This is a genomic window from Catenovulum agarivorans YM01 (assembly GCF_000281085.1).
Taxonomy (GTDB): Bacteria; Pseudomonadota; Gammaproteobacteria; order Enterobacterales; family Alteromonadaceae; genus Catenovulum; species Catenovulum agarivorans.
Window position 1 is genome coordinate 65,924 of sequence record NZ_JH767530.1, and the last position, 26,706, is coordinate 92,629.

Sequence of the window (26,706 nt, forward strand, 5' to 3'; positions counted from 1 at the left end):
AAGCTGTTAAATTGTTACAAGTAACAAATTAACAGCTTTTTCAATTTTAATAGAGTAGGGGGTTATTTGAAGTGAAACACTTGGATATTCCTTTTAAGTGATTCACCGTTTGATGTTAGTATTTTGATTGAATTGGATGTTTCATTGCCTTGTTGGTACATAGCTTCTGATTCATCTGAAATATTATGAATGCGTTTGTTAATTTCATCTGCAACGTTTGTTTGCTCTTCTGCTGCCACTGCTATTTGGCTGGCCATATCTGTTATTTGATCTAATTCAGCTTTTATTTGAATAAACGCCTTGGTACTTTTTTCGACAACTTGTACTGCGCTTTGGCCGTTAGTTTGTAGGGTTTCCATGTTCGCTGCGGCCTTTTGTGCGCCTGTCGTTAAGGTTTCTATTTGTAACTGAATTTGCTCTGTTGATTCGTGGGTGCGTTTAGATAACTCTCGAACTTCATCAGCAACAACTGCAAATCCTCTGCCTGCATCTCCCGCTCTTGCTGCTTCTATCGCAGCGTTCAGTGCAAGTAAATTTGTTTGTTCGGAAATACCTTTGATTACTTGTAATATATTACTTATTTGGCTGGCTTCGTTATTTAAATTGGCGACAATCTGTGCGGTATTTCCTAGTTCAGTAAATAATTTGTCCATTGTCAATTTCGACTGAGTGGCATCTTTTTCACTTTCTACAGACAAATTATATACTCGTTGCACTGTTTCGGAAGTGGATGAAGACATTTTTGATACTTCATAAATCGTTGCTGTCATTTGATTAATGGCGACAGAGATACTATCAGTTGCTTCTTTTTGTTTGTCGATTAACTGCATCGAATTTGTCATAGATGTTGCTACGTTTTTACTTGTATCGTCCATTGACAACACTTTTTTACGTACGACCGACAAAGTATCTTCAAATGATTCAATTAACAAATTAAATGCATTGCCGACTTGGCTTAATTCGTTGTTGCCCGGAAGATTGCTTCGTAAGGTCATATCCTTGCTGTCTGCAAGCTTTTGCAAGTCGCGCATTAACTGTTTGAGGGGGGAATTGATACTGACGATAATTTTTGATGAAACCGCGAGTAGTATAGCGAGTAAAACAACCAAGACTATTATGGTATTGGTTACAGCAGTTTCAGCCTGCAGCATGAGTTCCGTTTTAACTTGCTCTATGTGTTGTAACACAATATCGATTACATTTGCGTATCGGCTGTCGATATCTAGGCCTTTGTTTAGCCATTCTTGAGGGTCCTCTGGCAATTTTAGATCTATTGCTTTTTTATGGGCACGGCGCAACTGTTCGTATTGGTTTCTCGCATAAACATATACTTCGGTTCTACCTAGTTCTTTATTGTATATTTCTACTAAGTCATTTGGCGCAAAGCTAGTGAAGTTACTCGTGTAAATGTCTTCAACTAAAGCTAGTTTAATGATGTCTCCAAACATGTTTACATCTAAAGGCGAGCGAGAGCCACCATGATATGTGGTCGTAAGCAGCAGTGAAGTATGCTTTGCATTCATTAAATTATGGTAAGCATTAGTCAGATTTGATAGTTCTTTGTTCCCACTTGAAAGTAAAATTACTTGGTGAACACTGTCGATTAATATTTGTGATGCAACTTTATATGATAGAAGCGTCCAAATTTTTTGTCCTGGATTTTCTGGATCTGGGGTGTTTTTTATCTTTTTGTCTGCTAAATCACGGATAGTGTCCAGTTTGTCGATTTTAGATTTTGCATCTTTGATATATTTTTGCAGTTCCGAAAATTCTAAAAGAGCTTCCGTTTCAGAGACAAAGTCCAAGTAATGCCGTAAAGCTCTATCAACAGGTATTCGAGATTGATTGAGCTGAGATTTATAATCGGATGGGTCGTCATCAGCTTTATTTACATAGAGTGTTGTATATAAACGTTCTAATTGTAAGCCTGAAATGAGAGGTGACACTTTATCTATGTATTGTTGTAGGATCTGCAAACGTTCAACATTAGTTAACTCATTCTGTGCTTTTTGTAATCGCTCAGCAGCGAAATACAAAGTCGCAGCTAGTGGAATTAGTACTAATACTATGATTCTTGTTTTTATACTAATTTGATGGATTAAATTCATCTTCGCCTCTGAGTTATTATTATAAAGTTTAACTAAACCTTTAAAATATAGTACAAAGTTCAGATAGTTAAAGTTTATTTGCGCGGATGTGGGTAATTTTGCACGTTTATGGTTTTTTTGTCTGGAGTAGGGAAAATTCAACGTTGAATTTAAGTCGTTAATTTAGCTGAGCGTGTTGAGGTGGATAAACAAAGCGCTGAAGAATTCAGCGCTTTTTGAGTCATCTAAGCTGGTTAGTGCCCCATCTTAGACTAACTTTTAAAGTATTGTCGACCGCACATAGGTCGATTATAAAAAGTTATACTTCACACCAAAGGTGAATACTTTTCCTGAGTATTTAGTTGCGCGTGGCATCCACTCATGTGTTTGGTATTCTTCGTACAAATTTTCCGTCAAGTTATATGCTTTAAAGTTAATTTGTAAGTCTTCAGTGATTTTGTAGTAGGCAGAGGCATCTAGTCTACCTGCCGCGGCGACACTTCTGTCTGCAAAGCCGTTGGCCGTGCCTGATGTACGTAAGTCGTATGCGGTACGGTAGTTATAAGCTAGACGCACACCAAAACTGTCTTGTTCATAATAAGCGATTGCATTGTAACTTTTATCAGAGATACCTGGAATGCGGTTGGCGTCGTTGTCGTCTTGTTCTGTTTGAGAGTAGTTAATTACGCCACCAAAGCCATTCCAAGGATAAGGTAAGAAATCTAAGTTTTGTTGAATAGAAATTTCCATACCTTTAATTGAAATAGTGTCGGCTATATTAACAATACCACTCATGTTTACTGTGTCACCTGCAACTAATAAATCAGGATTTGATAAATTGTCGTTGCCGTCTGTAATGCACTTACCGTCGTTTTGTACTGATAACTGACCTAAATCAACCCCTGTTCCAGTAAGCGCTGTGCTGTCACATAAGTCTTGGGTGTCAAATAGATTACTGATTTCTTTTTTAAATAGCGCTAGGGTAATTGCACTGCCTGTTCGGTTATACCATTCAAGTGACAAATCATAAGAATCTGCTTCAAATGGTTTTATGTTTGAGCCTGGTAACTGAACTGTTGCACCAACACCTTGAATATAAGAGAACTTAGACGTGGGCGACGCTGAGCGCAAATCAGGGCGAGCAATATTTTTATTGTAAGCAAAGCGCAAGATAACACTTTCATCATCATCCAGATTAGTGGACAAGTTTACGCTAGGTAAAAAATGGTTGTAGTCGTTTTTAAATACGGCCAAGGGCAAGTTATTGATGTCACTTCCACCTGTGTCTGGCGCTTTTGCTTCGGTTTCTGATTGAATATAACGACCGCCAATATTACCGTTTAACAGCATAGGACCAAATAATTCAAATTCAAAATTTGCCATACCGTACAAAGCATTAGTTTTTAAACCTGAGCTATAGATAAAACCATCCGATTGGCGGCCACCGCGTTGAATGTAACCTGTGGGTGTATACACTGCTTCTTCGCCGTTGCTAGCAGGTGCAATGTCGGCGATCTTGATCGAGTTTTTCAAATCAGCATTCATTGAATCAAAATCAAATGAGCGCCAGCCTTCAGCTGCAGATACAAAACCATCCGTTAACCCACCAAAAAATGCTTGCTCAGACACGTACGCAGGGTCAGTAATTCTGTCACTGGTCATAATCCCTGTAGGGTTGACACCGATAGAAGAGCCTTTAGCATAAGTTGAATCTTGGAAAACATCAGCAAAACGATAGCCAAATTTAACGTTTTTCAAAAATCCTTCGTCGAACTGACGAGTGAAATCAAGTTTGAATGAATCATTGCTGTGTGCAACTTGCTCATAGTTACCAGTAATCAACAAGTATAATCCGTCTGCCGCTTTGTTGGTGGTGGCAGTATTTGCTACTTGGTTTTTAGGTGACCAAACTGCGTTCGCAAAATCCATTGCTTGATCTGCACCTGTCATATTGAAATAGAAATCTTCAATATTGCCTTCACCTGTATATACAGAGCCCTTAATACTGGCTGGTTTGTCGGTACGGTTTGACAACAATACTTCAGTTCGGCGATTGGTTGCTTCAGACAATGTTAGGTTGGCATCTACTGTCCACATATCATGTGTCCACTCAGCATCAAACATATAAGCAGTTGCATCTTGCAACTGTTCGTCTTTACGATTGTCGAAGTAGTAACGAGGACGCTCAAAATCTACGCCGGACAATACGTAAGTTTCTTGACCCGCGTTATTTTTTTCGCCGGTTGGGCGTAAAGGATACGTGTCCAAAGTAGGGGTCACTTTAACAGACGTTTGGTCTAAACGCATTTCCAGCTGTTCTAAACGAGCTTCGTCTAAGTTACGTTCAGTAATTATACTGGTGAAACCCAATTTTAAATTTTCAGATGGTTTGTACTCAATACCACCTGAGAAAGAAAATCTGTCACCACTGTTTACTTCACTTTGCTGACGGTATTCACCTGGGAATAAAATAGTCGCGTCTTCGTGTACGTTATTGTCGCTAAGCCATTCGTTATACAGTGCATCTTGTTCTCCTTCTGTGCCATCGGGTGCAAAATTTTCAGCTCTTAAACTGTCATAAGCATTGATCCGAATTACGTCTTGACGGAAAGTTTGTTGTGAAAAAGATAAGGTGCCAGATACTGCTAATACATCATCGATTAAGTGCGTAGAACCAGAAATTGAAACTTCGGGGTCAATTGAATCAGCGAGCTCTTCGTATCTCCCACCAATTTGCATACGTAAAGACTGTTTACGTTGTAATGGACTTTTAACTTTTTGGTTTACTGTGCCAGCAATACCACCTTCGACCATATCAGCAGTTAAAGATTTCTGTACGGTAATACCATTAAACACAGCTGGGTTGTATGCACCAAATGGATTCGCCGCGCCATAAGGTGATGCGTCGCGTGTTGGTGTTGCAATTGAAACGCCATTTGCTGTTGTTAGCACAAATCCTGAAGGCAAACCACGTAAGTTAATGCTAGATTCACGACGTGAACCTTCTCGATTTAATTGTACACCTGGTACGGCTTGTAAGGCTTCACCCATATCTAAAGCCGGCAGTGTGCCGATATCATCCGCTGAGATACCGTCAACAATTGTTGGAGCTAGTTTTTTCTCGTTGATAGCCGACTGCAGATTTCCTTTGATGCTACTTACGATCGAGATGACTTCTACTTCTTCGTCATTGACTGTTTCTTGTGCAAATGTTGGTGAGCAGGCAAGTGCCACCAACGCGCCTAGGGTTGTTTTTTGAAATGGATGTTTGTTTCGAGTGCTCATCTTTTACCTCGCATTGTTATTTTAAGTTGCAATTATGTAAATTCATTTTTACCTTAGCATGAAGATATCTGTTGATAAAGTGGTAAGGCCAATTAATTTGGTGGTTTTTTCTATTTATCATGATTTGTTTAACTTATATTCATGATTTTACGTAATTTTATTGTTTTTTCGGTTTGTTGATATTGTTTTAACTGGCTGGAGTATTTCTTGTTGAGCTAAATTATTTGCGTTAAATGTCATGTGATAATGTTGTAAGGCCAATTTTGCTGTGCTAATGTTTTTAATTGTTAATGGAATGTATTTAATGAATGGCTTCACACTTACACAATTAAACACATGAGGTAAATTTATATGGAAAAAACTAACTTTAAATTTTTGAGGGTGCCAGTAGCGTTAGCAGTTTCGACTGTTTCGGTGCTTGCTTGTGGTCTGTCATTTGAAACGGTTGCGCAAAACATCAATGTATATTCAGCTGCAGAGTTACAAGCGGCTTTAAGAAATGCCAGTGCGGGAGATGAGATAGTCGTTTATCCTGGCAGCTATATTGGTCAAAAAGGGGAGGCAAATAGTGGTAGTAGCCCGGCACACTTTTATAGTGATAAAAGTGGTACGGCCTCTAACCCTATTGTGTTGAAAAGTTACGCTAAATCTGACAAACAAACTTTGCAAGGTGACAACGTAGACTCGGGATATATTTTATATTTGACCGGGGACCATTGGCGAATTAAAGATTTAAAGTTCAAGACCGCGCAAAAAGGCATTATGTTAGAAGGGGCAAACTACAATTTGATTGACAATGTTGAAGTGTCTGATATAGGTGCCGAAGCCGTGCATTTTCGTCAGTCTAGCTCTCACAACAAATTGACTAACTGCTACATTCACAATACTGGCAAACGTGTTGGCAAAGAGGGTTTTGGGGAAGGCGTCTATGTTGGGACACACAATGGACACGAGTCGGCTACGCTCGATCCAAGCAACTATAATTTAATTGGTGGTTGTACTATCGGTCCTAATGTTACAGCCGAGACCTTTGATGTTAAATCTGGCACCAAAGGTACTGTGATTGAATCTAACAATTTAAGTGGCAAGGGTATTATTGGTACCAGCGGCAATCCGGCTGCCGATAGTTTCATCGATTTGAAAGGTACTGATGTTATTGTTAGATATAACAAAATGGATTGGCAAGATGATAACAATCTTGCTCACGCTATTTTTACCTATCAGGAGCATAGGGCTTCCAATATTTACGAAAATGAATTTACGCTCAAATCTTCATCGCCCATATTCAAAATATTAGAAGAAACAGTTCATGCCAAAAACAATAGCCGTTTGGACAATGGTACTAAAGTCGTTGAAGCTGACTATCAATTAAACAAAATGGATGATCAGTTAGACAATTCAATTGAACAGCCTTATCAAGGACCTTATTCATGTTTTGATGAATTGACCAATGGGTGTGGATCAGCGCTTTCTGGTACATCACCAGAAGATCCAGAAGAGCCTACAGATCCAAATGATGGTAGCACGCCAACGGATCCTAGCGGATGTGATTCAACTGTGTCAGTTTCTTGGAATACTAAAACAGAAGTTACGCTTGCTGGCGCTACTTGTGTTGATTTTGGTCAAGACTTAAGCGGCGAAAATCTACAGTTTTGGGATAGTGATGCAAATTCAAGTTGTGATTTTCGCGGCTCAGTTTCTTCGATAAATGGTAGTGGCAGTCTTGACATAACCTCTAATTATGTAAGTGTTTCAAGCTTTAGCGGAACTCTACTGCAGCTGGTTGCGAATAATGGCTGTGACTATATTAAGGTAAGGGCATATTAGTTGTTAATGTGTAGACTCTAATATAAAAACTTTGCGTTTGGTCAGCTGCAACTCTTGTTGTAGTTGGCCAAAATATTTAGTGAAAAGTAAGTCGAAATTACCATTTTTTTGGATAGCATCTAAACCTACTTCGATATCTTTCGCCATGTCAGGTTCGGCTGGCGTTACATAATAATAAACAGGCAGTTTTGTTTGCAATAAAATGGTTTTCTCTATAACCATGTTTGGATAATTGTGGCTACGCGACTGAACTTCGGCAAGGACTTCATTAACACCCCTAGGGAAAAAATCGAAGCGATCTTTGGCTAACATTTTGAATAAACCATCGTAGTTAGAGCTTGTGACTAAGTTGAAATTATTTTGCTGAAAAATTCTAGTAATAGACCAAACATGGCCTGTGCCTAATTTGAGTTTTTTGAGTTGTTCAATGTCGGTTATTTGCTCAAATATGGGCTGTTTATATTGGTTTATTAATAATACGCGTTGGCCTAACAATCCTCTTAACAAAGGCCTTTTTACAGCTATCAGTGTTTTATCCCACTCCGTCCGAGCTGCCGCCCACATTACATGTGCATGTATGCCGTGGTGCATTTGCCGTTCTGCACGAGCTTCATTCATTGGCTCGCTAAAAACGACATTGTACTTGTTGGGAGATGAATGATTAAGTGCCTCAATTAATAGCGCGCTGGCGTAGTTTCCACGAACGTCAATTGCTGAACTGCTAGGGGTAACTAAAACCAAGTCTTTGGCGAGCGCAGCGTTACATCCTAAAACAAGCGTGATGAATAACCCAATGGCGTATGCATTTAGCGAGCGCACTATATTTGGTTGGTTGTCACACGAGTTAGATACAAGTTTAGACGGCATAAATGGCTACATTAATAAATTTGTTCAAGTCTTTACAAAGCTTAGCAAAGTTTTAGTTTCTGGAATGAGAATGTTAGATTATAGTAAAAAATAATTGGTAAGGCCACTTGACTGCGGAGCGATTTAAACTATAATTTTTCTTTATTATTTGATTAAATGTTGGCAAAATCAATCAATAACACGCATTTTGTCTAACCATCAACCTTGGTGAATGTATGCAACTTAGTAACGAATATTTAACTCAGCACTCGTCTAGCCTAGTAAATTCAGGTGTAGGGACTCCGAAGTATGATCGAGAAAAATTAAATATAGGTATAGTCCACTTAGGGTTGGGTGCGTTCCATCGTTCTCATCAAGCGGTTTTTACAGATGCGGTATTAAATAAAACTGGTGATTTGAGCTGGGGAATTTGTGCTGTTGCGTTTAGTAATGAAGAACTCAAAAATCACATAAATCGTCAAGATGGTTTATATACCAATGTTATCTGTGGGAAAGAACAAAATTTTCAGATTATTGGCTCAATCAAACAGGCTTTAGTTGCTTCAAAACAAATGACAGAAGTGCTCGCAACGCTAGCACTGCCTTCGGTAAAACTTGTCTCTTTAACTGTGACTGAAAAAGGTTATTGCCTGAACGAAGCTGGCACGCTTGATACCAAGGTTGCCAATGTACAGCATGACATCCAAAATATATCTTCGCCGAAAACTGCGATAGGTATTTTGGTCGCGGGTTTGTTGGGCCGTTTTGAAAAGGGGCAGAGCGCATTTAACGTTATCGCCTGCGATAACTTACCGCATAATGGTGACAAGCTAAAGAAAGCGACCGTTGCTTTAGCTCGTGAAATTAGTCCAGATTTAGCGAATTGGATTGAAGCTAATGCTAAGTTTCCAAACACTATGGTTGATTGTATTACTCCGAAAACTGAAGACGCCACAGTTAGTGCGGTTGAGCAAAAGCTCTCGTACACAGATTCAGTGCCAGTGCAACGAGAACCGTTTGCTCAATGGGTAATTGAAGATATTAAAGGTATGCCTCGCCCAGCTTGGGAACAAGCAGGTGTTTTGTTTACCAATGATGTTGCGGGCTTTGAAAAAACTAAACTAAGAATCTTAAATGGCACACATTCTGCGCTTGCTTATATCGGCTCTTTGCTAAATATAGATACGGTTTATAACGCTATTAACAATCGCAAGGTTAGAGCTTTTATTACAGAATTGCTTGAGCAAGAGATTATACCAAGTATTGAAGCACCTGCCGGCTTGGACTTACACGATTACGCTACCGCTATTATTGAGCGTTACGACAATCCATCAATCCGTCATTTGTTGATTCAAATTGCTGCCGATGGTTCTTTAAAAATCCCAGTACGTACTTTGGAACCAATTAAAGAAAATTTGGCCGCGAATAGGCCAATTGCGCACTTGTCGATTGTGGTTGCTGCTTGGATTCGTTTTGTTGTTTCGCGTGTTGAACAGCAGGCAGACATTGCTGATCCAAAACAACAAAGTATTTGTGCCCTTGTTGCTCGATTTTCCGGGGATATCGCTCAAGATGTAAAAGCGTTTTTACAAATTGACGGAATTGTTGAAAAAGAGCTGCTTGCCAATCCGCAGTTTGTCGACTCTGTCGTTCGTGCTTATCGCGAACTTGATGGCTTTTTATCTTCTTTGGCTTAACCGGCAATAAATATATTAAGAGGTTGTAATGGCTAACTTTACTCCGTATTCAATTCATGAAGACCGTTTGTTCAGTGCTGATAAAAAACTGAGGGATATCAGCCGAGAATTGTATGCGTCAATTAAAAATTTACCGATTGTAAGCCCACACGGGCACACTGATCCGCGTTGGTTTGCAGAAAACAATAATTTTTCGAATGCTGCAGAACTGCTCATCATCCCAGATCATTATGTGTTTAGGATGTTGTATAGCCAAGGGGTTAGTTTGGAGTCTCTTGGCATATCTAGGTTAGACGGTGGTTTAGTCGAAACAGACTACCGCAAAATATGGCGTTGTTTTGCTAAACACTATTATTTATTTCATGGGACGCCGTCTCGCATGTGGATGGATCATGTGTTGTGCAGCATATTCGGCTTTGAAGTTGAATTGACCGAAGCTTCAGCTGACTTTTTTTACGATAGAATCAATGAAATATTGGCAAGCGACGAGTTTAAACCTCGCGCTCTGTTAGAAAAATTTAACATCGAATTGTTGGCTACCACAGAAGGTGGTTTGGATGACTTGAGTTATCATGCCCAGTTGAAAGGCACCGGACTAGACAAAACCGTTATTACCACTTTCCGTCCAGATGATATTGTTGATCCAGAAAATGGTAATTTTGCACAAAATTTACAAACGTTAGCCGAAAAAACAGGGCAAGATTGTGGCAGTTGGCAAGGGTATTTAGCGGCAATTCGTAATAGACGTGCATTTTTCCAAGCACACGGCGCTACTGCAACAGATCATGGCCATGCAACTGCAAAAACAGCCAACTTAACCAAAACCGAATGTGAGCGATTATTTAGTCAAGTGCGCTCGGGTAATTTTACTGCTGAGCAGGCTGAACTGTTTCGTGCACAAATGTTAACTGAGTTAGCGGGCATGAGTTTGCAAGATGGAATGGTTATGCAAATACATCCTGGTGTATATCGTAACCACAATAGCCATGTACTAAAGAACTTTGGTCGAGACAAAGGTGGAGATATCCCAGTACAGACTGAATTTGTGCATAATTTACAACCTTTGCTAAATAAGTACGGTAATTCAACTGATTTGCGTATTATTTTATTTACTTTAGACGAAACGACCTATACACGTGAGCTTGCCCCACTAGCAGGGCATTATCCAGCATTAAAACTAGGACCAGCTTGGTGGTTTCATGATTCACCTGAAGGCATGTTGCGTTACCGCCATGCAGTCACTGAAACAGCTGGTTTATATAACACGGTTGGTTTTAATGATGATACTCGCGCGTTTTTATCTATCCCTGCGCGTCATGACGTAGCTCGTCGCATCGACTGCCGATTCTTAGCACAAATGGTTGCGGAGCATAGAATTTCTGAAAGTGCGGCTTTTGAATTAGCCCACGATTTGACTTATCGCTTAGCGAAAGAAGCGTATCAAAATACCAGAGTGTAAAGTTATGAATTTAAATGCCTTAAAGTTTGTTGGTGAGTGTTTGCTTACTCTTTGAGGCTTGAATGTTAGTGCTTTTACTGAGCACTTTTTGTTTTTCAAGTAGGACATGAGGCAGTGGATGACATTCACTGTCTTCTTTTTTGGGGGATTTATGCGGTGGTTTAAAACTGTTTTTTGCTTAAGTGTGTTAGTTTTTTTAGCTTCATGCGGCGGCGAACAGCAACAAGTAGTGCTTAGAATGGGTCATACACTCGATACTGAGCACAGTGTTCATAAGGCTATGGTGTATATGGCTGAACGGTTACGTCATTACTCAAATGGTGAAATGGATATAGTTATTTATCCAAGTGCACAATTGGGTAATGAACGTGAAATGGTCGAGTTACTGCAAATTGGTAGCTTAGCTATGACCAAAGTATCGGCTGCGACCATAGAAGGTTTTGTACCTGAAATGAAAGTGTTTAGTTTGCCATATATATTTCAATCACGAGAGCATAGATGGGCCGTACTCAATGGTGAAGTGGGGCAAAATCTACTAAACGAAACACAAAGTGCACACTTGGTTGGTTTGGGTTATTACGATGCTGGTAGTCGTAGCTTTTATATGACAGATACCAAAGTTGAAGACCCTGCAGACTTAAACAGCAAAAAAATTCGCGTCATGGAGAGCCAGACCGCAGTAAAAATGGTCAATGCCTTTGGTGGTGCCGCCACTCCGATTTCTTTTGGGGAATTATATGCTGCGCTGCAACAAGGTGTTGTTGATGGTGCAGAAAACAATCCACCCTCTTTCTACCTATCGCGTCATTATGAAATTAGCAAGTACTATATTTTGAACGAGCATACCTCTGTACCCGATGTGATAATTGGCAGTAAACATGTCCACGACAACTTGACCAGCCAACAAAAAACTTGGTTAAAACAAGCGACGCTTGATTCAGTGGAGTATCAAAAAGAATTGTGGCTTGCAGGCGAACTAGAGGCTTTATCAGAAGTGAAAAAGGCTGGGGTTGAAGTGATTTATCCGGATAAAACACCTTTTATCAATGCGGTTAAAGAATTCCATGCAACTTTTAAAGGTACGCGTATGGGCCAATATTTAGAGCAAATTGCAAAAATGAATGAGGGTAAATAATGAATACAGTCACCTCGCACATAGAAAGTTTATTGAAAAAACTCTTAGTCTTGTTAAGTGCATTGATTGTTGTCGGTGTAACTTGGCAAGTTATTTCACGTTATGTTCTACAAGCACCCAGCTCCGTAACTGAAGAAGCTGCTCGGTTTATTTTGATTTGGATTAGTTTGTTTGGCGCTGCTTATGCGTATCAAACTGGCTCTCACTTAGGTTTGGATATAGTTGTAAATAAGTTGTCAGAAAAAGGACAAATTTTCGCCGCTATGTTGTCGCATGTTTTTGTGGTTGGTTTCGCATTAAACGTTATGGTATTTGGCGGTTTTTCGTTGGTGGATTTAACCATGTCACCAATTCAAACATCAGCTGCACTAGAAATTAAAATGGGCTACGTATATTTTGCGGTGCCTTTGTCAGGTTTGATTATTGTTGTTTTTGGTCTTAATAAAATTAAAGATTTAGCATCACAAGTATGGGGGCGCTAGGCATAGTTATGGATTATTCAGGTTTAGTTTTAGTTATCACGTTTTTCGCTCTCCTGCTGTTAAATGTGCCTATTTCATTCAGTATTGGTATCGCAACAGCGGTTACAATGTTGTTTACTATAGATTTTGCCCCTGCCGTTACCACAGTAGCGCAACGTTTAGCTGGTGGGGTGAACAGTTTTGTATTGTTGGCGATTCCATTCTTCGTATTGTCTGGCCTGATTATGGGGCGAGGGGGCATTGCAAAGCGTTTGATTGAATGTGCTATGGCGCTGATAGGTTTTCTGCCAGGTGGTTTGGCATTAGTTAATGTATTGTCCTGTACTTTATTTGGGGCAATTTCTGGTTCGGCTGTTGCTGCGACTAGCGCTATTGGTAGTTTTATGATCCCGCAGATGGAAAAAAACGGTTATGACAAGAATTTTGCTACAGCTGTTACCTGTACTTCTGCTACTACCGGGATGTTAATTCCACCAAGCAACATTTTAATTATTTATGCTGTTGCGAGTGGCGGTGTTTCGATAGCTGCGCTATTTGTTGCAGGTTATTTGCCTGGTATTTTGGTTGCGTTGTCGTTAATGCTAGTGTGTGCTGGATACGCAAAAGCAAAAGGTTACCCTACAGGCGCACGTTTGCCATTGAGTGTTGTTGCTGAAAAAGTGAAAGCTGCAATTCCAAGTTTGCTTCTGATCTTTATCGTTATTGGCGGTATTATTGCTGGTGTGTTTACCGCAACTGAAGCGGGTGCTATCGCTGTTATATATTCGCTTATTTTGTCTGTGATTATATATAAAGAAGTCAAATTGAGTGAGATGTCAGAAATTTTACTTAAATCGGCAGAGACAACGGCCATTGTAATGTTGTTGATCGGCGCTTCTTCGGCTATGTCTTGGATCATGTCTTATGTGAATATTCCACAAGCCATCAGCGAATTTTTATTAGCGTTGAGCGACAATCCATTATTGATATTATTGTTGATTAACATTTGTTTGCTGGTTATAGGTGCTTTCATGGATATGACACCAGCTGTCCTTATTTTTACACCGATCTTTTTGCCTGTAGCTGAAGCTTTAGGTATGTCGCCGCTGCACTTCGGCATCATGATAGTACTCAACTTGTCAATTGGTTTGGTGTCGCCACCTGTTGGCTCTGTATTATTTGTTGGTTGTGCAGTTGCGAAAACATCAATTGAGAAATTAGTCAGGCCACTTATCCCACTTTACTTAGCTATGATTGTTGTACTTATGTTGGTTACTTATGTTCCCGCTATCAGTGAATTTTTACCAAGTGTGTTTGGTTTAGGCTAAGGGTTTGTCATGATTTATGTGGTTATGGGGGTTAGCGGCTGTGGTAAGAGCAGTGTTGGAGAATTGTTATCCAAGGCTTTAAAAATACCATTTTATGACGCTGACGATTATCACCCGAAAGGCAATGTTGACAAGATGTCATCTGGGATCGCACTTACTGATGACGACAGATGGCCTTGGTTGCAAAAATTAAATGAAGAAATGAAAGTTTGGCAAGCTGCTGATGGGGCAGTACTAGCATGCTCTGCTTTAAAACAGATTTATCGAGAGTGTTTGGCAAAAAATATTGAAAGTGTAGTGAAATTTGTTTATCTGCAAGGCGACTTCGATACCTTACTCTCTCGGTTAGAGGGGCGCAAAGGACACTTTATGAAATCAGATTTATTGAAGTCACAGCTAGCAACCCTTGAAGAGCCAGTAGATGCGATATTTGTTGATATTAATCAACCATTAGAAGCAATTGTTCAAAATATTACCAAGGAACTATAAATGAGTTTTACTATCCATGAAACCGCACAGGCCGGGTTGATTGATGATGCTCAACTTAAACAAATTGTTGATCAATATATTACTGGACGTTTGCTTGATGCGAAAAAAGTATTGTTGTTACCACCAGATTTAACGCGTTTCCATTCCAAAGCCGGTTTTATTACAAGTTATTTGTACCATGAATTAAAAGACCGGTGCGAAGTTGCGATTATGCCTGCGTTAGGGACTCATGATCCTATGACAGATGCCGAAATTGATATGATGTTTGGTGCAGACATTCCAAAATCGGTTTTTCACCCTCATTACTGGCGAAAAGATGTGCAAGTCGTTGGTCAAATAGGTGAAAAACGTATTAATCAATTGTCTGAAGGCAAGCTTAATTACACCATGGATGTTGGCGTAAATAAGTTGTTGTTAGAGACCAAATGGGATGCAATTGTGTCAGTGGGACAAATTGTGCCTCACGAAGTAATAGGTATGGCAAATTACACCAAAAATATCCTTATTGGTGTAGGCGGTGAAGACACTATTCATAAATCTCATTTCTTGGGGGCTGTGTATGGTATGGAGCGTATTATGGGGCGTGTGCAAACGCCTGTGCGTAGTGCATTAAACGAAGGATATGACCAGTTTTTAAGCCATTTACCTATTGACTTTATTTTAACTGTATTAGGTAAAGAAGACGGGAAATTGGCGTTGAAAGGGGTGTTTTGTGGCGATAGTTACCAAACCTATGAACAAGCTTGTTTATTGAGCCAACAATATAATCTTAATCTGCTAGATAAGCCGATTAAAAAAGCGGTTGTATATCTAGATCCCACTGAGTTTAAAACCACTTGGTTGGGTAATAAATCTATCTACCGAACACGCATGGCAATTGCCGATGGTGGTGAATTAATTGTGTTAGCACCAGGGCTGAAGCGTTTTGGTGAAGATATGTCAATTGATGCTTTGATCCGTAAGTTTGGTTACAAAACAACGGATGAAACTTTGGCCGCAATTGAACATAACCCAGATTTAAAAGCCAATCTTTCTGCTGCAGCTCATTTGATTCATGGCACAAGTGACGATCGCTTCTCCGTGACTTATTGTCCAAAAGATGCAGTAACTCAGGCTGAAATTGAGCAGGTAAATTATCAATATTGCCATTACGACGAGATGATTCAGCGTTATCCATTAGATCAGCTTGAGAATGGCTGGAACACAATGCCGGACGGAGAAGAAATTTTTTATGTCAGTAATCCCGCGCTTGGATTATGGACGACCAAAGAAAACTTTGAAAACAAATAGGCGTTTGTATGCAAGATAAACATATTCATCTAGACATTGTTGGTGGTATTGCAGGGGATATGTTTATCTCGGCTATGATTGATAGTCAAAGCTGGCTCGAACCTATAGTGTTGGATTCTATTAGTAAACTTGTTCCGGCAGATGTCGGAGTGGCGCGAATCGCAAAAGGAATCAATAAAGGTATAAGTGGTTTAACTTTTAAACTTGAGCTTGTAAGTAATTCAGCCCACCATGACCACCCACATCCACATAGCCATTCGCACTCACATCGGCATGATCCTCGCACCACGTACTCGGGCATTTGCCAAATGCTTGAGGATAGTGACTTGCAATCTGAAGTGATCAAAATTGCTAAAGCTATTCTAACTATTATTGGCAAAGCTGAAGCTAAAATTCACAATAAAACCTTGGATGAAGTGCATTTTCATGAGTTAGCCGATTGGGACTCAGTGATGGACGTTGTTGCTATAGCAAGTATTTTTGAGCAGCTCCAAGGATGTGTTTGGAGTATATCAAATTTGCCAATTGGTGGTGGCTTAGTGAAAACTGCCCATGGATTGTTGCCCGTACCGGCGCCAGCGACAGCAGAAATACTAAATGGTTTTACTTTTGTCGACGATGGTGTTGGCGGTGAGCGAATTACGCCGACTGGTGCCGCAATTTTGGCCTATTTGCAACAAGAAAAGCGTTTGGTTGCAAAACAGGCTGCTCAGCTAACCGCAATTGGATATGGGTTAGGTACAAAACAACTGCCGAATATGCCAAATATTTTGCGAGCTATGGTTTTTCAGCACGGCTCATCTGCAGCTTATCAAGATTCTATCCAAGTTATCGAATTTGATATTGACGACATGACAGGTGAAGAAATAGCCGTCGCGGCAGAGAAAATTCGGCAACAAACGGGTGTCATTGATTTAATCAGTTACTCAGCCCGAGGAAAAAAAAATAGGCCACTTGAATGTTTTCGCATTCTCGCTCGTTGCGAACAATTACACACTATCATTAAAGAATGTTTTCAACAAACCTCAACTATTGGTTTGCGTTATTTCAAGGCAAATCGTAACTGTTTACACAGAGAGCATATAGAGATTGAAGGGATAAAAGCAAAGTGTGTGACGAGAGAAGGATATCAAAGCATTAAAGTAGAAAACGACGAACTAATCGAGATGAATACTTTACAGGCGCGTCGGTCAGCAAAATTTAATAGAGAGTTTTAACTCATGAGTGGTTACTAAATGTCTGTACAGATTATTAAACCTATGCCAGAAGGACTATTGATTAAACTACAAAATTTGCTGGCGTTTGTAGACCAATTTCCAGCCGCTGTTGTGGCTCTGAGTGGTGGCGTTGATAGTATGTTATTGACTTACATATTGCATAGGTATTCATCTACTCAAGTTAGTGCTATACACGCTGCTTCACCTGCAGTGCCAGAATCGGCTCTTGAACGAATTAACCAGTATAAGCAGGCACATAACTGGCGTTTAACTATCATAGATGCACAAGAATTAGCTAACCCAAATTACCAAAACAACCCAGTTAATCGCTGCTATTTTTGTAAAAGTAGTTTGTACCAGCGAATTCAAACTCACTCTAGCGACGTGATTTTTTCTGGTACCAATATGGATGACCTTGGAGATTATCGCCCGGGTCTTGCTGCTGCTGACGAAAATCATGTACGTCACCCTTTTGTTGAAGCAAACATAACCAAAAGTGAAATATACCTGCTAGCTGAGAGTTTTGGCTTAACCGGGTTACAGTCATTGCCTGCTCAACCTTGTTTAGCAAGTCGGATTGAAACTGGCATCAAAGTAACTGCAGATGATTTAGTCTTTATTGATGCGACCGAAACTTTAGTTAGGGATATTTTGCCAGAAGTGAGTGACATTCGGTGTCGTATAACCCAAAAAGGTGTTGTTATTGAGCTTGCGGAGTTACCACAAGAACCTGAACTCTCTAATTTGATTCGGCAAGTGACTGCAGCATGTTTAAGTCAACGGCGAGTTCTTACAGAAGTACGTAAATATCAAAAAGGTTCTGCATTTCTGCATCCAAGTAATCACTTGTGGAACCAAATTAAAATTAAGCAAGTGAGTTAAGCATGGCTAACTTTATTTGGGATTCAGAGCGTAAACATCGCACTGGTGTGGCTGAAGCGATTTTTTGCCAAGGTAAATCGGCATCAGATTTACAAGCAATTGTTGCGCATAACTTAGCTGAAAAAAATCCCTTGTTAATGACCAGATTAAGCGAAAAGCATTGGTTATCATTATCCTCTGAAATACGCCAACAACTTGATTATGATCAAATTTCTGAAACCGCCATTGGCAATTTTAAAATTATTGAACCTATGCCAAATGACATTTGTATTGTTTGCGCGGGCACTTCTGATCTAGCTGTTGCAAAAGAAGCACAGCGAACTTTGTTATTTAACGGATGCGATGCACCAATTGTTGCAGACGTTGGAGTGGCTGGCTTATGGCGGTTGCTAGATAAAATTGAACATATTCAGCAGTACAAAATTGTTATTGCAGTAGCGGGTATGGAAGGTGCGTTGTTTAGTGTTTTGGCTGGTTTGATTACAGCACCTGTCATCGCCGTACCTACATCTATTGGTTATGGGATTTCTGCTGATGGTCAGGCGGCATTGTCTAGCGCTTTGTCATCATGTGCGCCAGGCGTGATGACAGTTAATATCAACAATGGTTTTGGTGCCGCGGTTGCTGCCATCAAAACTATTCGTCAATTTGCTTAGTTGGGGTTTGTATGTTTGGCGTTGAAATGTTAACTGCAATTGCTGTTGGTTTGTTTGTTGGTGTATTGCATGCGTTTGATGCAGACCATGTAATCGCTATGTCTAGTTATGCTAATACAAGCCGAAAAATGTCTCACATTCTAAGGTATGCATGTAAATGGGGCTTGGGACACGGTGGGGTTTTACTGTTTTTATCCACTGTCCTCGTCCTAGTGGGTTTTCAGTTGCCCAGTTGGTTTGTTCATTATTCAGAGATGGCGGTGGGACTGTTGTTGATTTATCTCGGTTTGCGTCTATTGATGCTTGTTGTGCGACAAACAAAAGATTTGCATAGAAGCAGAATTGTACAGCATGACCATACCCCCTTGTTTATAGGCATGTTACATGGTGTAGCAGGCAGTGCACCTATGCTCGCATTGTTACCTAATATGCTTAAAAGCCAATTTTTACAGCACGTTGCTTGGTTCTCGTTGGGGTGTATGTTGGGGATGTTTTCATTTGGTTTTATGTTCGCTGTTGTTCAAACAAAATACATTCAGCGCAATGTAAACTTAGCAAAAGGTTTTACATCGGTACTAGCCACCTTGTCGGTTGGATTTGGTGGCTACTGGTTAATGAGTTCTTAGTTTGTTGGTGGCGTGTAGCAATCGTTAAATTAGCTCAAACGTGGTCGCTTAAGTTTTAGCGACCAAATGCAAACGTTAAGTGAGGATAAAATGGTGTTAAATACCCTATTAAAGAAGGTTTTTGTGCGTAAAGTGATTGCGATCGCATTGCTACTTAGCACGAGTACTAGCCAGGCCATAGCGAATACAATTAATTATTACATAGAGGAAGTAGCGCTACAGCAATACAACAAACGCGTGTTGCAAATGGCTTTGGAGCATATCGAATTAGCAGGCACTAAGCTAAACGCTATATCTGATAAAATGACTCGAGAACAGGCCTTTATGCGCATGGATGCTGGCGAAATTGACATCATGTGGTTGAATACCAGTCAAGAGTTGGAAGATAGATTTATTCCAGTGCGTATCCCTATGTTTAAAGGGTTGATGAGCTATCGAGTATTGATGATCAGGCAAGGAAACGAACAGCGGTTTGTGGGCATTGGTAATTTTTCCCAGTTTAAAGATTTAAAAGCGGGTGTAGGTAGGTTTTGGACAACAACCAAAGTTTTTAAAGCTGAAGGTATAAACTCTGTATTAACAACCAAAACACCAAATCTATACCCTATGTTAGAAGGTGGGCGCTTTGATTACATTCCTCGAGGTGTTATGGAAATCGCCCCAGAATTAAAAAAGTATTCAAATTTACCTTTGGCATTAGAGACAACTCTACTTTTGCATTTACCAACAGCCGTGTATCCGTTTGTTAGCAAATCTAATCCTAAATTAGCCGCGTTGGTAGAAGAAGGTATGCTGAAAGCTATTGATAGTGGTGAGTTTGATGCTTACTTTAAAACAACTAATCAGTACCAAGATACGATGAAAATTATCAGTCAGTATAAATGGAAAGTTATTCCAATTAACAACTCACTTTTACCTAAATCGACGCCTTTGTCTGACAGCAAACTGTGGGTCGACTTTAGTCAATACTTGCAATAAAAACGATAAGAGTGCCTTAAAGGTGAAGAAAACAATAATAATTTTAATCGCAATTTTGTGTGCTTCAAGCACAGTTAAGTTGTCGGCAAAACCAACCAAAGATAGCTACTATGTCTGGATTGCTGCATTGGATGCGGGGATTTATGCTGCGAAATTTGAGCCGTTGCAAGGCACTTTTACTGACGTTAAACAAGTTGAGGGTCAACGCAATGGTTATTTTATTGCTAAACACCCTAAATTAAATGTGATTTATTTGGCTGAACGTTCGCACGCGAGTAGCAGTATTCATAGTTACCAAATCTTAAGCAATGGTGAGCTCAAGCATGTTGCAAGTTTAGATGGTTTACCTGCGGGTATAGTACATATTTCGATTGATAATCAGGGGCGGCATATTGCAGCTGCTTATTACAAATCTTCATATGTTGGTGTATACACATTGTCGGGCAATGGGCTGCAGGTTCAGGTGCTTGCGCAACATCAGCACGCAGGAAAGAGCATACATCAACGGCAAAAAGAACCACACCCACACTGGTCAGGATTTTCACCTAATGGAGCGTATGTCTACTTTGCGGACTTGGGGACGGATCACATTTGGGTGTACAAAATAAACCAAATGAACAGGCTAGTTGATTTAGTCCAGAAAGCACAAGCACCGGCAGGTTCAGGTCCTAGGCATGTTAGTTTCAACCAGAAGTTTGAATTGGCGTATGTGAGTGACGAGTTGTCCGCTCGAGTAAGTATTTATACAGTCAATGAAAATACAGGAAAACTTAACTACTTATCTTCTACTGATACGCGACCTGAGTTAAACAAAGAGATGTGGTTCAACGTATCTGACATTAAACTTCATCCAAATGGCAATTTTTTGTATTTAGTTAATAGAGGTTTCGATCAAGTTTCTGTGTTTGCGGTACAACCTACTTCTGGACTCCTGACATTTGTTGAGCATGAGCCAATCCGCGGCAGTGTTTCTCGCCACATCAACTTCGACCATGCTGGTGAATGGGCGTTTGTATTAGGTAAAGAAAGTAATACGTTAGCTTTATTTAAAATTGAACAACTATCCGGAAAACTGGTTTTTAGTAAACCTATTTACAATATTCCTACGCCAATGGCGTTGGTTTATTGAAGCTTGACAAGCTCTAGTGAAGTTCTATCTGTAACTTATTGTGGTTGAATGTAAAAAAATGATGATTTATTGGAGTGTCGTTATATTGTTGGCTATGCTTTAAAGCGAGTCTATACCCCTGTGTCGATTATTTTGTTGGAAAAAAAACCTATGTTAAGAAAACTCAAGCTATTGAAAAGCAAGTTGTTAATGATCTGTGCCGTGCCACTGATTATTATTGCTGCAGTTTTGACATGGAGCATTATTAGCGAAATGGAGTCATTCAAACAAGAGCAGGTAAAAGCTGAGCGGGAGACTTTGCTCTTGCAAAAGCAAAATGAGTTGAAGTCTCTAGTTCTATTGGCCTTATCGGCGATGAAAGAAACTTTGGCGAAACCGCCGTCGGAAGAACGCGATGAAGCGATTAAAAATTTTGTTTACAACATGAATTTTGGAGATGGCACATACTTTTTTATTAATAGTTACGATATGTATGCTATTGCTAATGGTCGTGTTGGGCGTGTGCCAGAGAAAAAATTAAATATTGATAGAAGTAAACTTAATGGAAAAGCTCATCCTCTAGAAGATATGCGTGACGCAGCTAAACGAGGTGGTGATTTTGTGCATTACAATGCATTTAAAAAACTCGGTGATGCAACCCAAGCGCCTAAATTGGCTTATGCGGCAGAAATTCCTGGTTATCAATGGCTACTCGGCACTGGCTATTTTATTGATGATATCGAAGAAGCAGTGCAGCGTAAGATCAACACTTTTGATATGACTCTGGGTCGATTACTCAGTAAAACGGTTATCGCTAGCGTGACTGTATTAATTATTTCGCTAGTTGCCACTGTCATTCTTATTCGAAAAGCGTTGCAGCCATTGGACAATATGAATGAAGCTTTACAAGATATCGCGCATGGAGATGGTGATTTAACTCACAGATTGAAAATTGAGTCTGATGATGAGGTTGGCCGCTGTGCAAGATCATTTAATGATTTTTCCGAGAAAATTCGTCGAATTGTGCAGATAGTTAGCCAAGAGGCGACTACAATCAATAGTTCTACTGTGGCTTTGGATCAATCGTCGAAGACCAGTCTAAATTTAGTTGAAGAGCAGCGCATCAAAACTGAATATTTAACTCAAGTAATCTATGAAATGGTCGCGAGCGCGCAAGAAATAACGAACAACGGCAATAAAGCAGCAGAAGCTGCCAATGTTGCTAGCGAAGAATCGACCAAAACATCACAAGCGTTAAAAAATGCTGTCAGTAAGTTGCAACAGCTGAATAATGATATTAATAAATCTTCCAATGCAATGAACGAGTTAGAGCGTGAAACTGATGCGATTGGTTCAGTATTACAAGTTATCCAACAAATAGCAGAGCAGACCAATCTACTAGCATTAAACGCCGCGATTGAAGCTGCCAGAGCTGGGGAACAAGGTCGAGGGTTTGCTGTGGTGGCTGATGAAGTTAGAACTTTAGCCAGTCGTACTCAAAATAGTACCGAAGAAATTAAGCTGATGATTGATAAATTGCAAACAGGCGCACAAAATGCAGTTGCGGCAATGGATATTAGTAAAAATTCAAGTATTGAAGCGCAAACTGTTGCTGAGGCTTCTAGCCAATCGTTAGAAAAAGTCAATCAGTCAATCATAGTGATTAATGAAGTTAACTCTGTGGTTGCAACTGCTGCCTCGCAGCAAATGAGCGTTACTGAAGATCTCAATCAGAACTTGCATGCGCTTTGTGAATTGACCAGTAACACCGAACAAGAAATAAAGAAAGTAGCGCATACAAGTCAAGATCTTAAAAGTAATGCGCTAGCGCTTAATCGTGAAATGGATAACTTTACCGTATAGCCTGTTTTATTTGCTCGATTAAAGAAATCAACAAAAGGCAAGTTTAACCTTGGCTTTTGTGTTTGTTCTTTCAAATTAATTGGCCTTACCACTTGGTGTTATTATAACATTGCTGATAATTTATCGAATTGATGTTAATTATGTGTTTAATCTTGACTCTGTTTCTCTACAAAGTTATGCTTTGTGGTTTGGTGGTAAGGCCAATTTTAACGAGGAAGATAAAAATGAGGTTTGATAGGTTTGTTCGCTTGAAAGTTGCTCAAACAACTGCATTCATCGTTCTAACTATTTTAGGGCTAACAGCTACACATTTGAATGCGGGCCAGCCTTTGCACAAAAACGCAAGTCAGCAGTTGCTTATTAACAATAACTGGCAATATCTTGAAGACAATACTGCAGAAGTTAAGCAAGCTTTGGCCAGTGATAATTGGCAATATGTTCATTTGCCCCATTCTTGGAATGTCTATGACAGTATTGATGCGGTCCCTGGTTATCGACGTAGCGCAAGTTGGTACAAGCGCACGTTAGTGATTGATCAACAGCAGTGGGCAAATACAATTTTGTACTTCGAAGGCGCAAATTACGAGACGGATGTTTATGTTAACGGTAAACATATAGGTCAACACATTGGCGGTTATCTGGGGTTTGAATTTAATATTTCAGGCTATGTCAATGAAGGGGATAATGAGTTACTTGTGAGAGTTAGCAACGCTTACAATCCAAATTTAATCCCGTCACAAAAAGCAGACTTTTTCCTACATGGAGGTATCACAAGGGATGTGTGGTTAAAACAATTACCTGAGTTTTATATAAACAGAGTTCAAGTTGACACGCCGTCAGTTAGCCATGACAGCGCAGAAACTAAAGTTACCGTTGAACTTAATCAAATTGTTAAAGCTGACAATGCACAAATTAAAGTTAAGCTGTTAGATCCAGCAAATAAGCTGGTACAAGAGCAAACTGTCGCAGCTAACCAAGCTAGTTCGCTAGTGGTTGATTTGGCCAATGTAACTCAACCACAACTATGGTCACCAGATTCACCAAATCTTTATACAGTGCGAGTTGAATTATTGGCAAACGGTGTGTCGGTACACAGCCAAAATGAGACAATAGGTTATCGTTGGTTTGAAATGCGCCCGCAGCAAGGCTTTTTTGTAAACGGTGAACGTATATTAATACGTGGTACGCATAGGCACGAAGAGCACTCAGGTTTTGGCGCAGCATTAAGCAATGAGCAGCATAGAAAAGACATGCAGATGATCAAAGAAATGGGCGCTAATTTTGTCCGTTTAGCTCATTATCCGCAAGACCCAGAAGTGTACAAAGCTGCTAACGAATTAGGTTTAATTCTATGGGATGAATTGCCATGGTGTCGTGGTGGTAAAGGCGGTGCAGAATGGGAAGAAAACACCGAACGCTTGTTACTGCAACAAATCGAACAAAATCGTAATCACCCTAGTATTGCCTTTTGGTCGCTCGGTAATGAAATTTACTGGGAAGAAGATTTTGTTGGCGGAGGTCGTGAAGAAATAGTCCTTCCTTATTTAACAAAATTAAACAAAATGGTTAAAGAATTAGACCCAAGCCGCATGACCACAATTCGTAAATACTACCCAGGTGCACATGTAGTGGATGCATTTTCGCCATCTATTTGGGCTGGTTGGTACGGTGGTGCCTATGGTCAATACCAAGTTGCGATTAAAGATTCAATGCAGAAGTACCCAGCCTTTTTGCACATGGAATATGGTGGTTCGAGCCATGTTGGTCGACATACAGAAACCCCAGTGACAAAAGATGGTTTGTTAGACGCACAAGTGTCTGTTGAAGAAGCCATGAACCAAGCTGTGGTTAAAAGTGTTGCTAAAGATTCGGATTGGAACGAATCCTACATGGTTGATTTGTTTGATTGGCATTTAATGGTATCAGAAACAACCCCAGGTTTTGCTGGCAATGCACAATGGGCATTTAAAGATTTTGGAACACCTTTGCGTCCACTTAATCCAATTCCGTACATGAATCAAAAGGGCTTAGTTGATGCTTCAGGTCAACCAAAAGATGCTTATTACGTATTTAAGAGCTACTGGGCCAAAGAACCCTTTTGTTACATTGAATCAAAAACATGGACACATAGAAATGGGCCAAAAGAAGGTCGCCCAGTGACTGTTTATTGTAATACTGAACAAGCTGAGCTTTTCTTGGATGGCAAAAGCTTAGGCAAGATCACAAGACAAGCAAACAAATTTCCGGCGGGTGGTTTAGTTTGGCAAACCCCATTTAAAAATGGCCAAAATAACTTAAGCGTGAAAGGTTATACCAAAGGCAAACTAGTTGCAGAAGACGATTTGCAAGTTACATACTTGGTTGGCAGTCACGGCAAATATGACCATATAAAACTAACCCAAACTAAGCTTGAAAACGGCAACGTACTCATTACAGCTGAAGCAAGAGATGCTAATGGCAATCGGGTGATTGATTACGCTGAAAAAGCGCATTTTTCATCTATGGAAGGCAATGGGTATTTATATGAAAACTATGGGGTCCCGGGGCGAACTAACGGCATTCAGATGGCTAACGGTGTTGCATCTATTGAGTTCAAACCTGATGACAAACCAGCAACTATCGAATTTAGAACGCAAAATATTAAAGGCGTCTATACTCTAGTGCAACCTAATTAACTAAATAACCTAAACTCTGGGTAACTATCTCTCCAGAATAGCAACTTGTTATCCAGAGTTCAGATTGAATACAAAATTGTGACTTGCTCAGTCAATTTGATTGCTTGGTTGGTCATAGTGTGTCAAAATCGCTCAGATTAGAGCTTTATTAGTGGGACTTTTTAGTATGAAAGATAAATCAGATATCGGCCTAGTTGGCTTAGCAGTAATGGGTGAAAACTTAATTTTAAACATGGAGTCGAAAGGCTTTACGGTAACAGCATATAACCGTAGCTACGACAAAGTTGAAAAGTTTTTATCTGGTCGTGCCGAAGGCAAGAATATCCGTGGTGCAAGCAACGTTGAAGAGTTAGTTGCTTCATTAGAAACACCGCGCAAAATTATGTTAATGGTTAAAGCTGGTCAACCTGTTGATGACTTTATTGAGCAATTGGTTCCTCATTTAGACAAAGGCGACATCATTATTGATGGTGGTAATACCCATTACCCAGACACAAACCGCCGTGTACGAGCATTAGCCGAAAAAGGCATTTTATTTGTTGGCTCTGGTGTTTCTGGTGGTGAAGAAGGCGCATTAAAAGGTCCTTCTATTATGCCGTGTGGTTCACTAGAAGCATGGCCAGCAGTTAAAGATATTTTCCAATCAATCTCTGCAAAAGTAGCCGATGAAAACGGTGAATTAACCATTCCATGTTGTGATTGGGTTGGTGATGAAGGCGCAGGTCACTTCGTGAAAATGGTGCACAATGGTATTGAATACGGCGACATGCAGTTAATCTGTGAAGCATATTACTTAA

The 26,706-nt window shown here is 40.0% G+C and carries 20 protein-coding genes; 17 read left to right on the forward strand and 3 right to left on the reverse strand.

Going from position 1 to position 26,706, the window contains the following annotated elements; genetic code table 11:
* Window positions 1-62 precede the first annotated feature (62 nt).
* Together WSC_RS0113620 and WSC_RS0113625 are read right to left on the reverse strand one after the other, a co-directional pair.
* Window positions 63-2,108: a methyl-accepting chemotaxis protein gene (locus WSC_RS0113620; RefSeq protein ID WP_016956491.1), complete on the reverse strand. Its 2,046-nt coding sequence runs from the start codon at window positions 2,106-2,108 to the stop codon at window positions 63-65.
* Between the two features lie 288 nt (window positions 2,109-2,396).
* Window positions 2,397-5,372, reverse strand: coding sequence for a TonB-dependent receptor (locus WSC_RS0113625; protein WP_016956492.1), 2,976 nt, complete (start codon window positions 5,370-5,372; stop codon window positions 2,397-2,399).
* Between the two features lie 351 nt (window positions 5,373-5,723).
* Here WSC_RS0113625 and WSC_RS0113630 point away from each other — a divergent pair, with 351 nt between their 5' ends.
* Entirely contained in the window at window positions 5,724-7,199 is a 1,476-nt protein-coding gene (locus WSC_RS0113630) for a right-handed parallel beta-helix repeat-containing protein (RefSeq protein ID WP_016956493.1), read from the forward strand.
* A gap of 3 nt (window positions 7,200-7,202) precedes the next feature.
* On the opposite strand, the gene WSC_RS0113635 is transcribed toward WSC_RS0113630, so the two are convergent.
* A complete protein-coding gene (locus WSC_RS0113635; RefSeq protein WP_016956494.1) occupies window positions 7,203-8,066 on the reverse strand; it encodes a type 2 periplasmic-binding domain-containing protein in 864 nt (287 codons plus the stop codon).
* Window positions 8,067-8,281: 215 nt separating this feature from the next.
* On the opposite strand from WSC_RS0113635, the gene WSC_RS0113640 reads away from it, so the two are divergent.
* The 16 genes from WSC_RS0113640 to WSC_RS22880 all read left to right on the forward strand — a co-directional run.
* Window positions 8,282-9,742: a mannitol dehydrogenase family protein gene (locus WSC_RS0113640; RefSeq protein ID WP_016956495.1), complete on the forward strand. Its 1,461-nt coding sequence runs from the start codon at window positions 8,282-8,284 to the stop codon at window positions 9,740-9,742.
* 28 nt (window positions 9,743-9,770) lie between these two features.
* Window positions 9,771-11,201, forward strand: a complete 1,431-nt coding sequence (gene uxaC / locus WSC_RS0113645; RefSeq protein WP_016956496.1) for a glucuronate isomerase — start codon at window positions 9,771-9,773, stop codon at window positions 11,199-11,201.
* Between the two features lie 151 nt (window positions 11,202-11,352).
* Window positions 11,353-12,336 (forward strand): TRAP transporter substrate-binding protein, encoded by a 984-nt coding sequence (locus tag WSC_RS0113650; RefSeq protein WP_016956497.1) that lies wholly within the window; start codon window positions 11,353-11,355, stop codon window positions 12,334-12,336.
* Complete coding sequence (locus tag WSC_RS0113655; protein WP_016956498.1) at window positions 12,336-12,818, forward strand: TRAP transporter small permease; 483 nt, start codon at window positions 12,336-12,338, stop codon at window positions 12,816-12,818. Before WSC_RS0113650 ends, WSC_RS0113655 begins: the two co-directional genes overlap by 1 nt.
* A gap of 8 nt (window positions 12,819-12,826) precedes the next feature.
* Window positions 12,827-14,125: a TRAP transporter large permease gene (locus tag WSC_RS0113660; RefSeq protein ID WP_016956499.1), complete on the forward strand. Its 1,299-nt coding sequence runs from the start codon at window positions 12,827-12,829 to the stop codon at window positions 14,123-14,125.
* Between the two features lie 9 nt (window positions 14,126-14,134).
* Window positions 14,135-14,614 (forward strand): gluconokinase, encoded by a 480-nt coding sequence (locus tag WSC_RS0113665; protein ID WP_016956500.1) that lies wholly within the window; start codon window positions 14,135-14,137, stop codon window positions 14,612-14,614.
* Window positions 14,615-15,904, forward strand: coding sequence for a nickel-dependent putative hexonate epimerase (locus WSC_RS0113670; protein ID WP_016956501.1), 1,290 nt, complete (start codon window positions 14,615-14,617; stop codon window positions 15,902-15,904).
* Between the two features lie 8 nt (window positions 15,905-15,912).
* Window positions 15,913-17,121 carry a nickel pincer cofactor biosynthesis protein LarC gene (gene larC / locus WSC_RS22865; protein WP_016956502.1) on the forward strand — a complete coding sequence of 403 codons (1,209 nt, stop codon included), beginning with the start codon at window positions 15,913-15,915 and terminating at the stop codon, window positions 17,119-17,121.
* Between the two features lie 18 nt (window positions 17,122-17,139).
* Entirely contained in the window at window positions 17,140-18,003 is an 864-nt protein-coding gene (gene larE, locus WSC_RS22870) for an ATP-dependent sacrificial sulfur transferase LarE (protein ID WP_016956503.1), read from the forward strand.
* Between the two features lie 2 nt (window positions 18,004-18,005).
* Entirely contained in the window at window positions 18,006-18,659 is a 654-nt protein-coding gene (gene larB / locus WSC_RS0113685; RefSeq protein ID WP_016956504.1) for a nickel pincer cofactor biosynthesis protein LarB, read from the forward strand.
* An 11-nt stretch (window positions 18,660-18,670) separates the two neighbouring features.
* Window positions 18,671-19,285 (forward strand): hypothetical protein, encoded by a 615-nt coding sequence (locus tag WSC_RS0113690; RefSeq protein ID WP_016956505.1) that lies wholly within the window; start codon window positions 18,671-18,673, stop codon window positions 19,283-19,285.
* Window positions 19,286-19,351: 66 nt separating this feature from the next.
* Window positions 19,352-20,263 carry a type 2 periplasmic-binding domain-containing protein gene (locus tag WSC_RS24255; protein ID WP_016956506.1) on the forward strand — a complete coding sequence of 304 codons (912 nt, stop codon included), beginning with the start codon at window positions 19,352-19,354 and terminating at the stop codon, window positions 20,261-20,263.
* 22 nt (window positions 20,264-20,285) lie between these two features.
* Window positions 20,286-21,392 (forward strand): lactonase family protein, encoded by a 1,107-nt coding sequence (locus tag WSC_RS0113700; protein WP_157447290.1) that lies wholly within the window; start codon window positions 20,286-20,288, stop codon window positions 21,390-21,392.
* A 150-nt stretch (window positions 21,393-21,542) separates the two neighbouring features.
* Window positions 21,543-23,234 carry a methyl-accepting chemotaxis protein gene (locus tag WSC_RS0113705; protein ID WP_157447291.1) on the forward strand — a complete coding sequence of 564 codons (1,692 nt, stop codon included), beginning with the start codon at window positions 21,543-21,545 and terminating at the stop codon, window positions 23,232-23,234.
* A 224-nt stretch (window positions 23,235-23,458) separates the two neighbouring features.
* A complete protein-coding gene (locus WSC_RS0113715) occupies window positions 23,459-25,909 on the forward strand; it encodes a glycoside hydrolase family 2 protein (protein ID WP_016956510.1) in 2,451 nt (816 codons plus the stop codon).
* A 166-nt stretch (window positions 25,910-26,075) separates the two neighbouring features.
* Window positions 26,076-26,706, forward strand: a 631-nt coding sequence (locus WSC_RS22880) for an NAD(P)-binding domain-containing protein (protein WP_016956511.1), incomplete at its 3' end; no start/stop codon positions are given.

Excerpts from the sequence above, each read along its gene's own strand:
- WSC_RS0113620 (WP_016956491.1), bottom strand. The coding sequence starts at position 2,108 with ATGAATTTAATCCATCAAATTAGTATAAAAACAAGAATCATAGTATTA.
- WSC_RS0113625 (WP_016956492.1), bottom strand. The coding sequence starts at position 5,372 with ATGAGCACTCGAAACAAACATCCATTTCAAAAAACAACCCTAGGCGCG.
- WSC_RS0113630 (WP_016956493.1), top strand. The coding sequence starts at position 5,724 with ATGGAAAAAACTAACTTTAAATTTTTGAGGGTGCCAGTAGCGTTAGCA.
- WSC_RS0113635 (WP_016956494.1), bottom strand. The coding sequence starts at position 8,066 with ATGCCGTCTAAACTTGTATCTAACTCGTGTGACAACCAACCAAATATA.
- WSC_RS0113640 (WP_016956495.1), top strand. The coding sequence starts at position 8,282 with ATGCAACTTAGTAACGAATATTTAACTCAGCACTCGTCTAGCCTAGTA.
- uxaC (WP_016956496.1), top strand. The coding sequence starts at position 9,771 with ATGGCTAACTTTACTCCGTATTCAATTCATGAAGACCGTTTGTTCAGT.
- WSC_RS0113650 (WP_016956497.1), top strand. The coding sequence starts at position 11,353 with ATGCGGTGGTTTAAAACTGTTTTTTGCTTAAGTGTGTTAGTTTTTTTA.
- WSC_RS0113655 (WP_016956498.1), top strand. The coding sequence starts at position 12,336 with ATGAATACAGTCACCTCGCACATAGAAAGTTTATTGAAAAAACTCTTA.
- WSC_RS0113660 (WP_016956499.1), top strand. The coding sequence starts at position 12,827 with ATGGATTATTCAGGTTTAGTTTTAGTTATCACGTTTTTCGCTCTCCTG.
- WSC_RS0113665 (WP_016956500.1), top strand. The coding sequence starts at position 14,135 with ATGATTTATGTGGTTATGGGGGTTAGCGGCTGTGGTAAGAGCAGTGTT.
- WSC_RS0113670 (WP_016956501.1), top strand. The coding sequence starts at position 14,615 with ATGAGTTTTACTATCCATGAAACCGCACAGGCCGGGTTGATTGATGAT.
- larC (WP_016956502.1), top strand. The coding sequence starts at position 15,913 with ATGCAAGATAAACATATTCATCTAGACATTGTTGGTGGTATTGCAGGG.
- larE (WP_016956503.1), top strand. The coding sequence starts at position 17,140 with ATGTCTGTACAGATTATTAAACCTATGCCAGAAGGACTATTGATTAAA.
- larB (WP_016956504.1), top strand. The coding sequence starts at position 18,006 with ATGGCTAACTTTATTTGGGATTCAGAGCGTAAACATCGCACTGGTGTG.
- WSC_RS0113690 (WP_016956505.1), top strand. The coding sequence starts at position 18,671 with ATGTTTGGCGTTGAAATGTTAACTGCAATTGCTGTTGGTTTGTTTGTT.
- WSC_RS24255 (WP_016956506.1), top strand. The coding sequence starts at position 19,352 with ATGCAAACGTTAAGTGAGGATAAAATGGTGTTAAATACCCTATTAAAG.
- WSC_RS0113705 (WP_157447291.1), top strand. The coding sequence starts at position 21,543 with ATGTTAAGAAAACTCAAGCTATTGAAAAGCAAGTTGTTAATGATCTGT.
- WSC_RS0113715 (WP_016956510.1), top strand. The coding sequence starts at position 23,459 with ATGAGGTTTGATAGGTTTGTTCGCTTGAAAGTTGCTCAAACAACTGCA.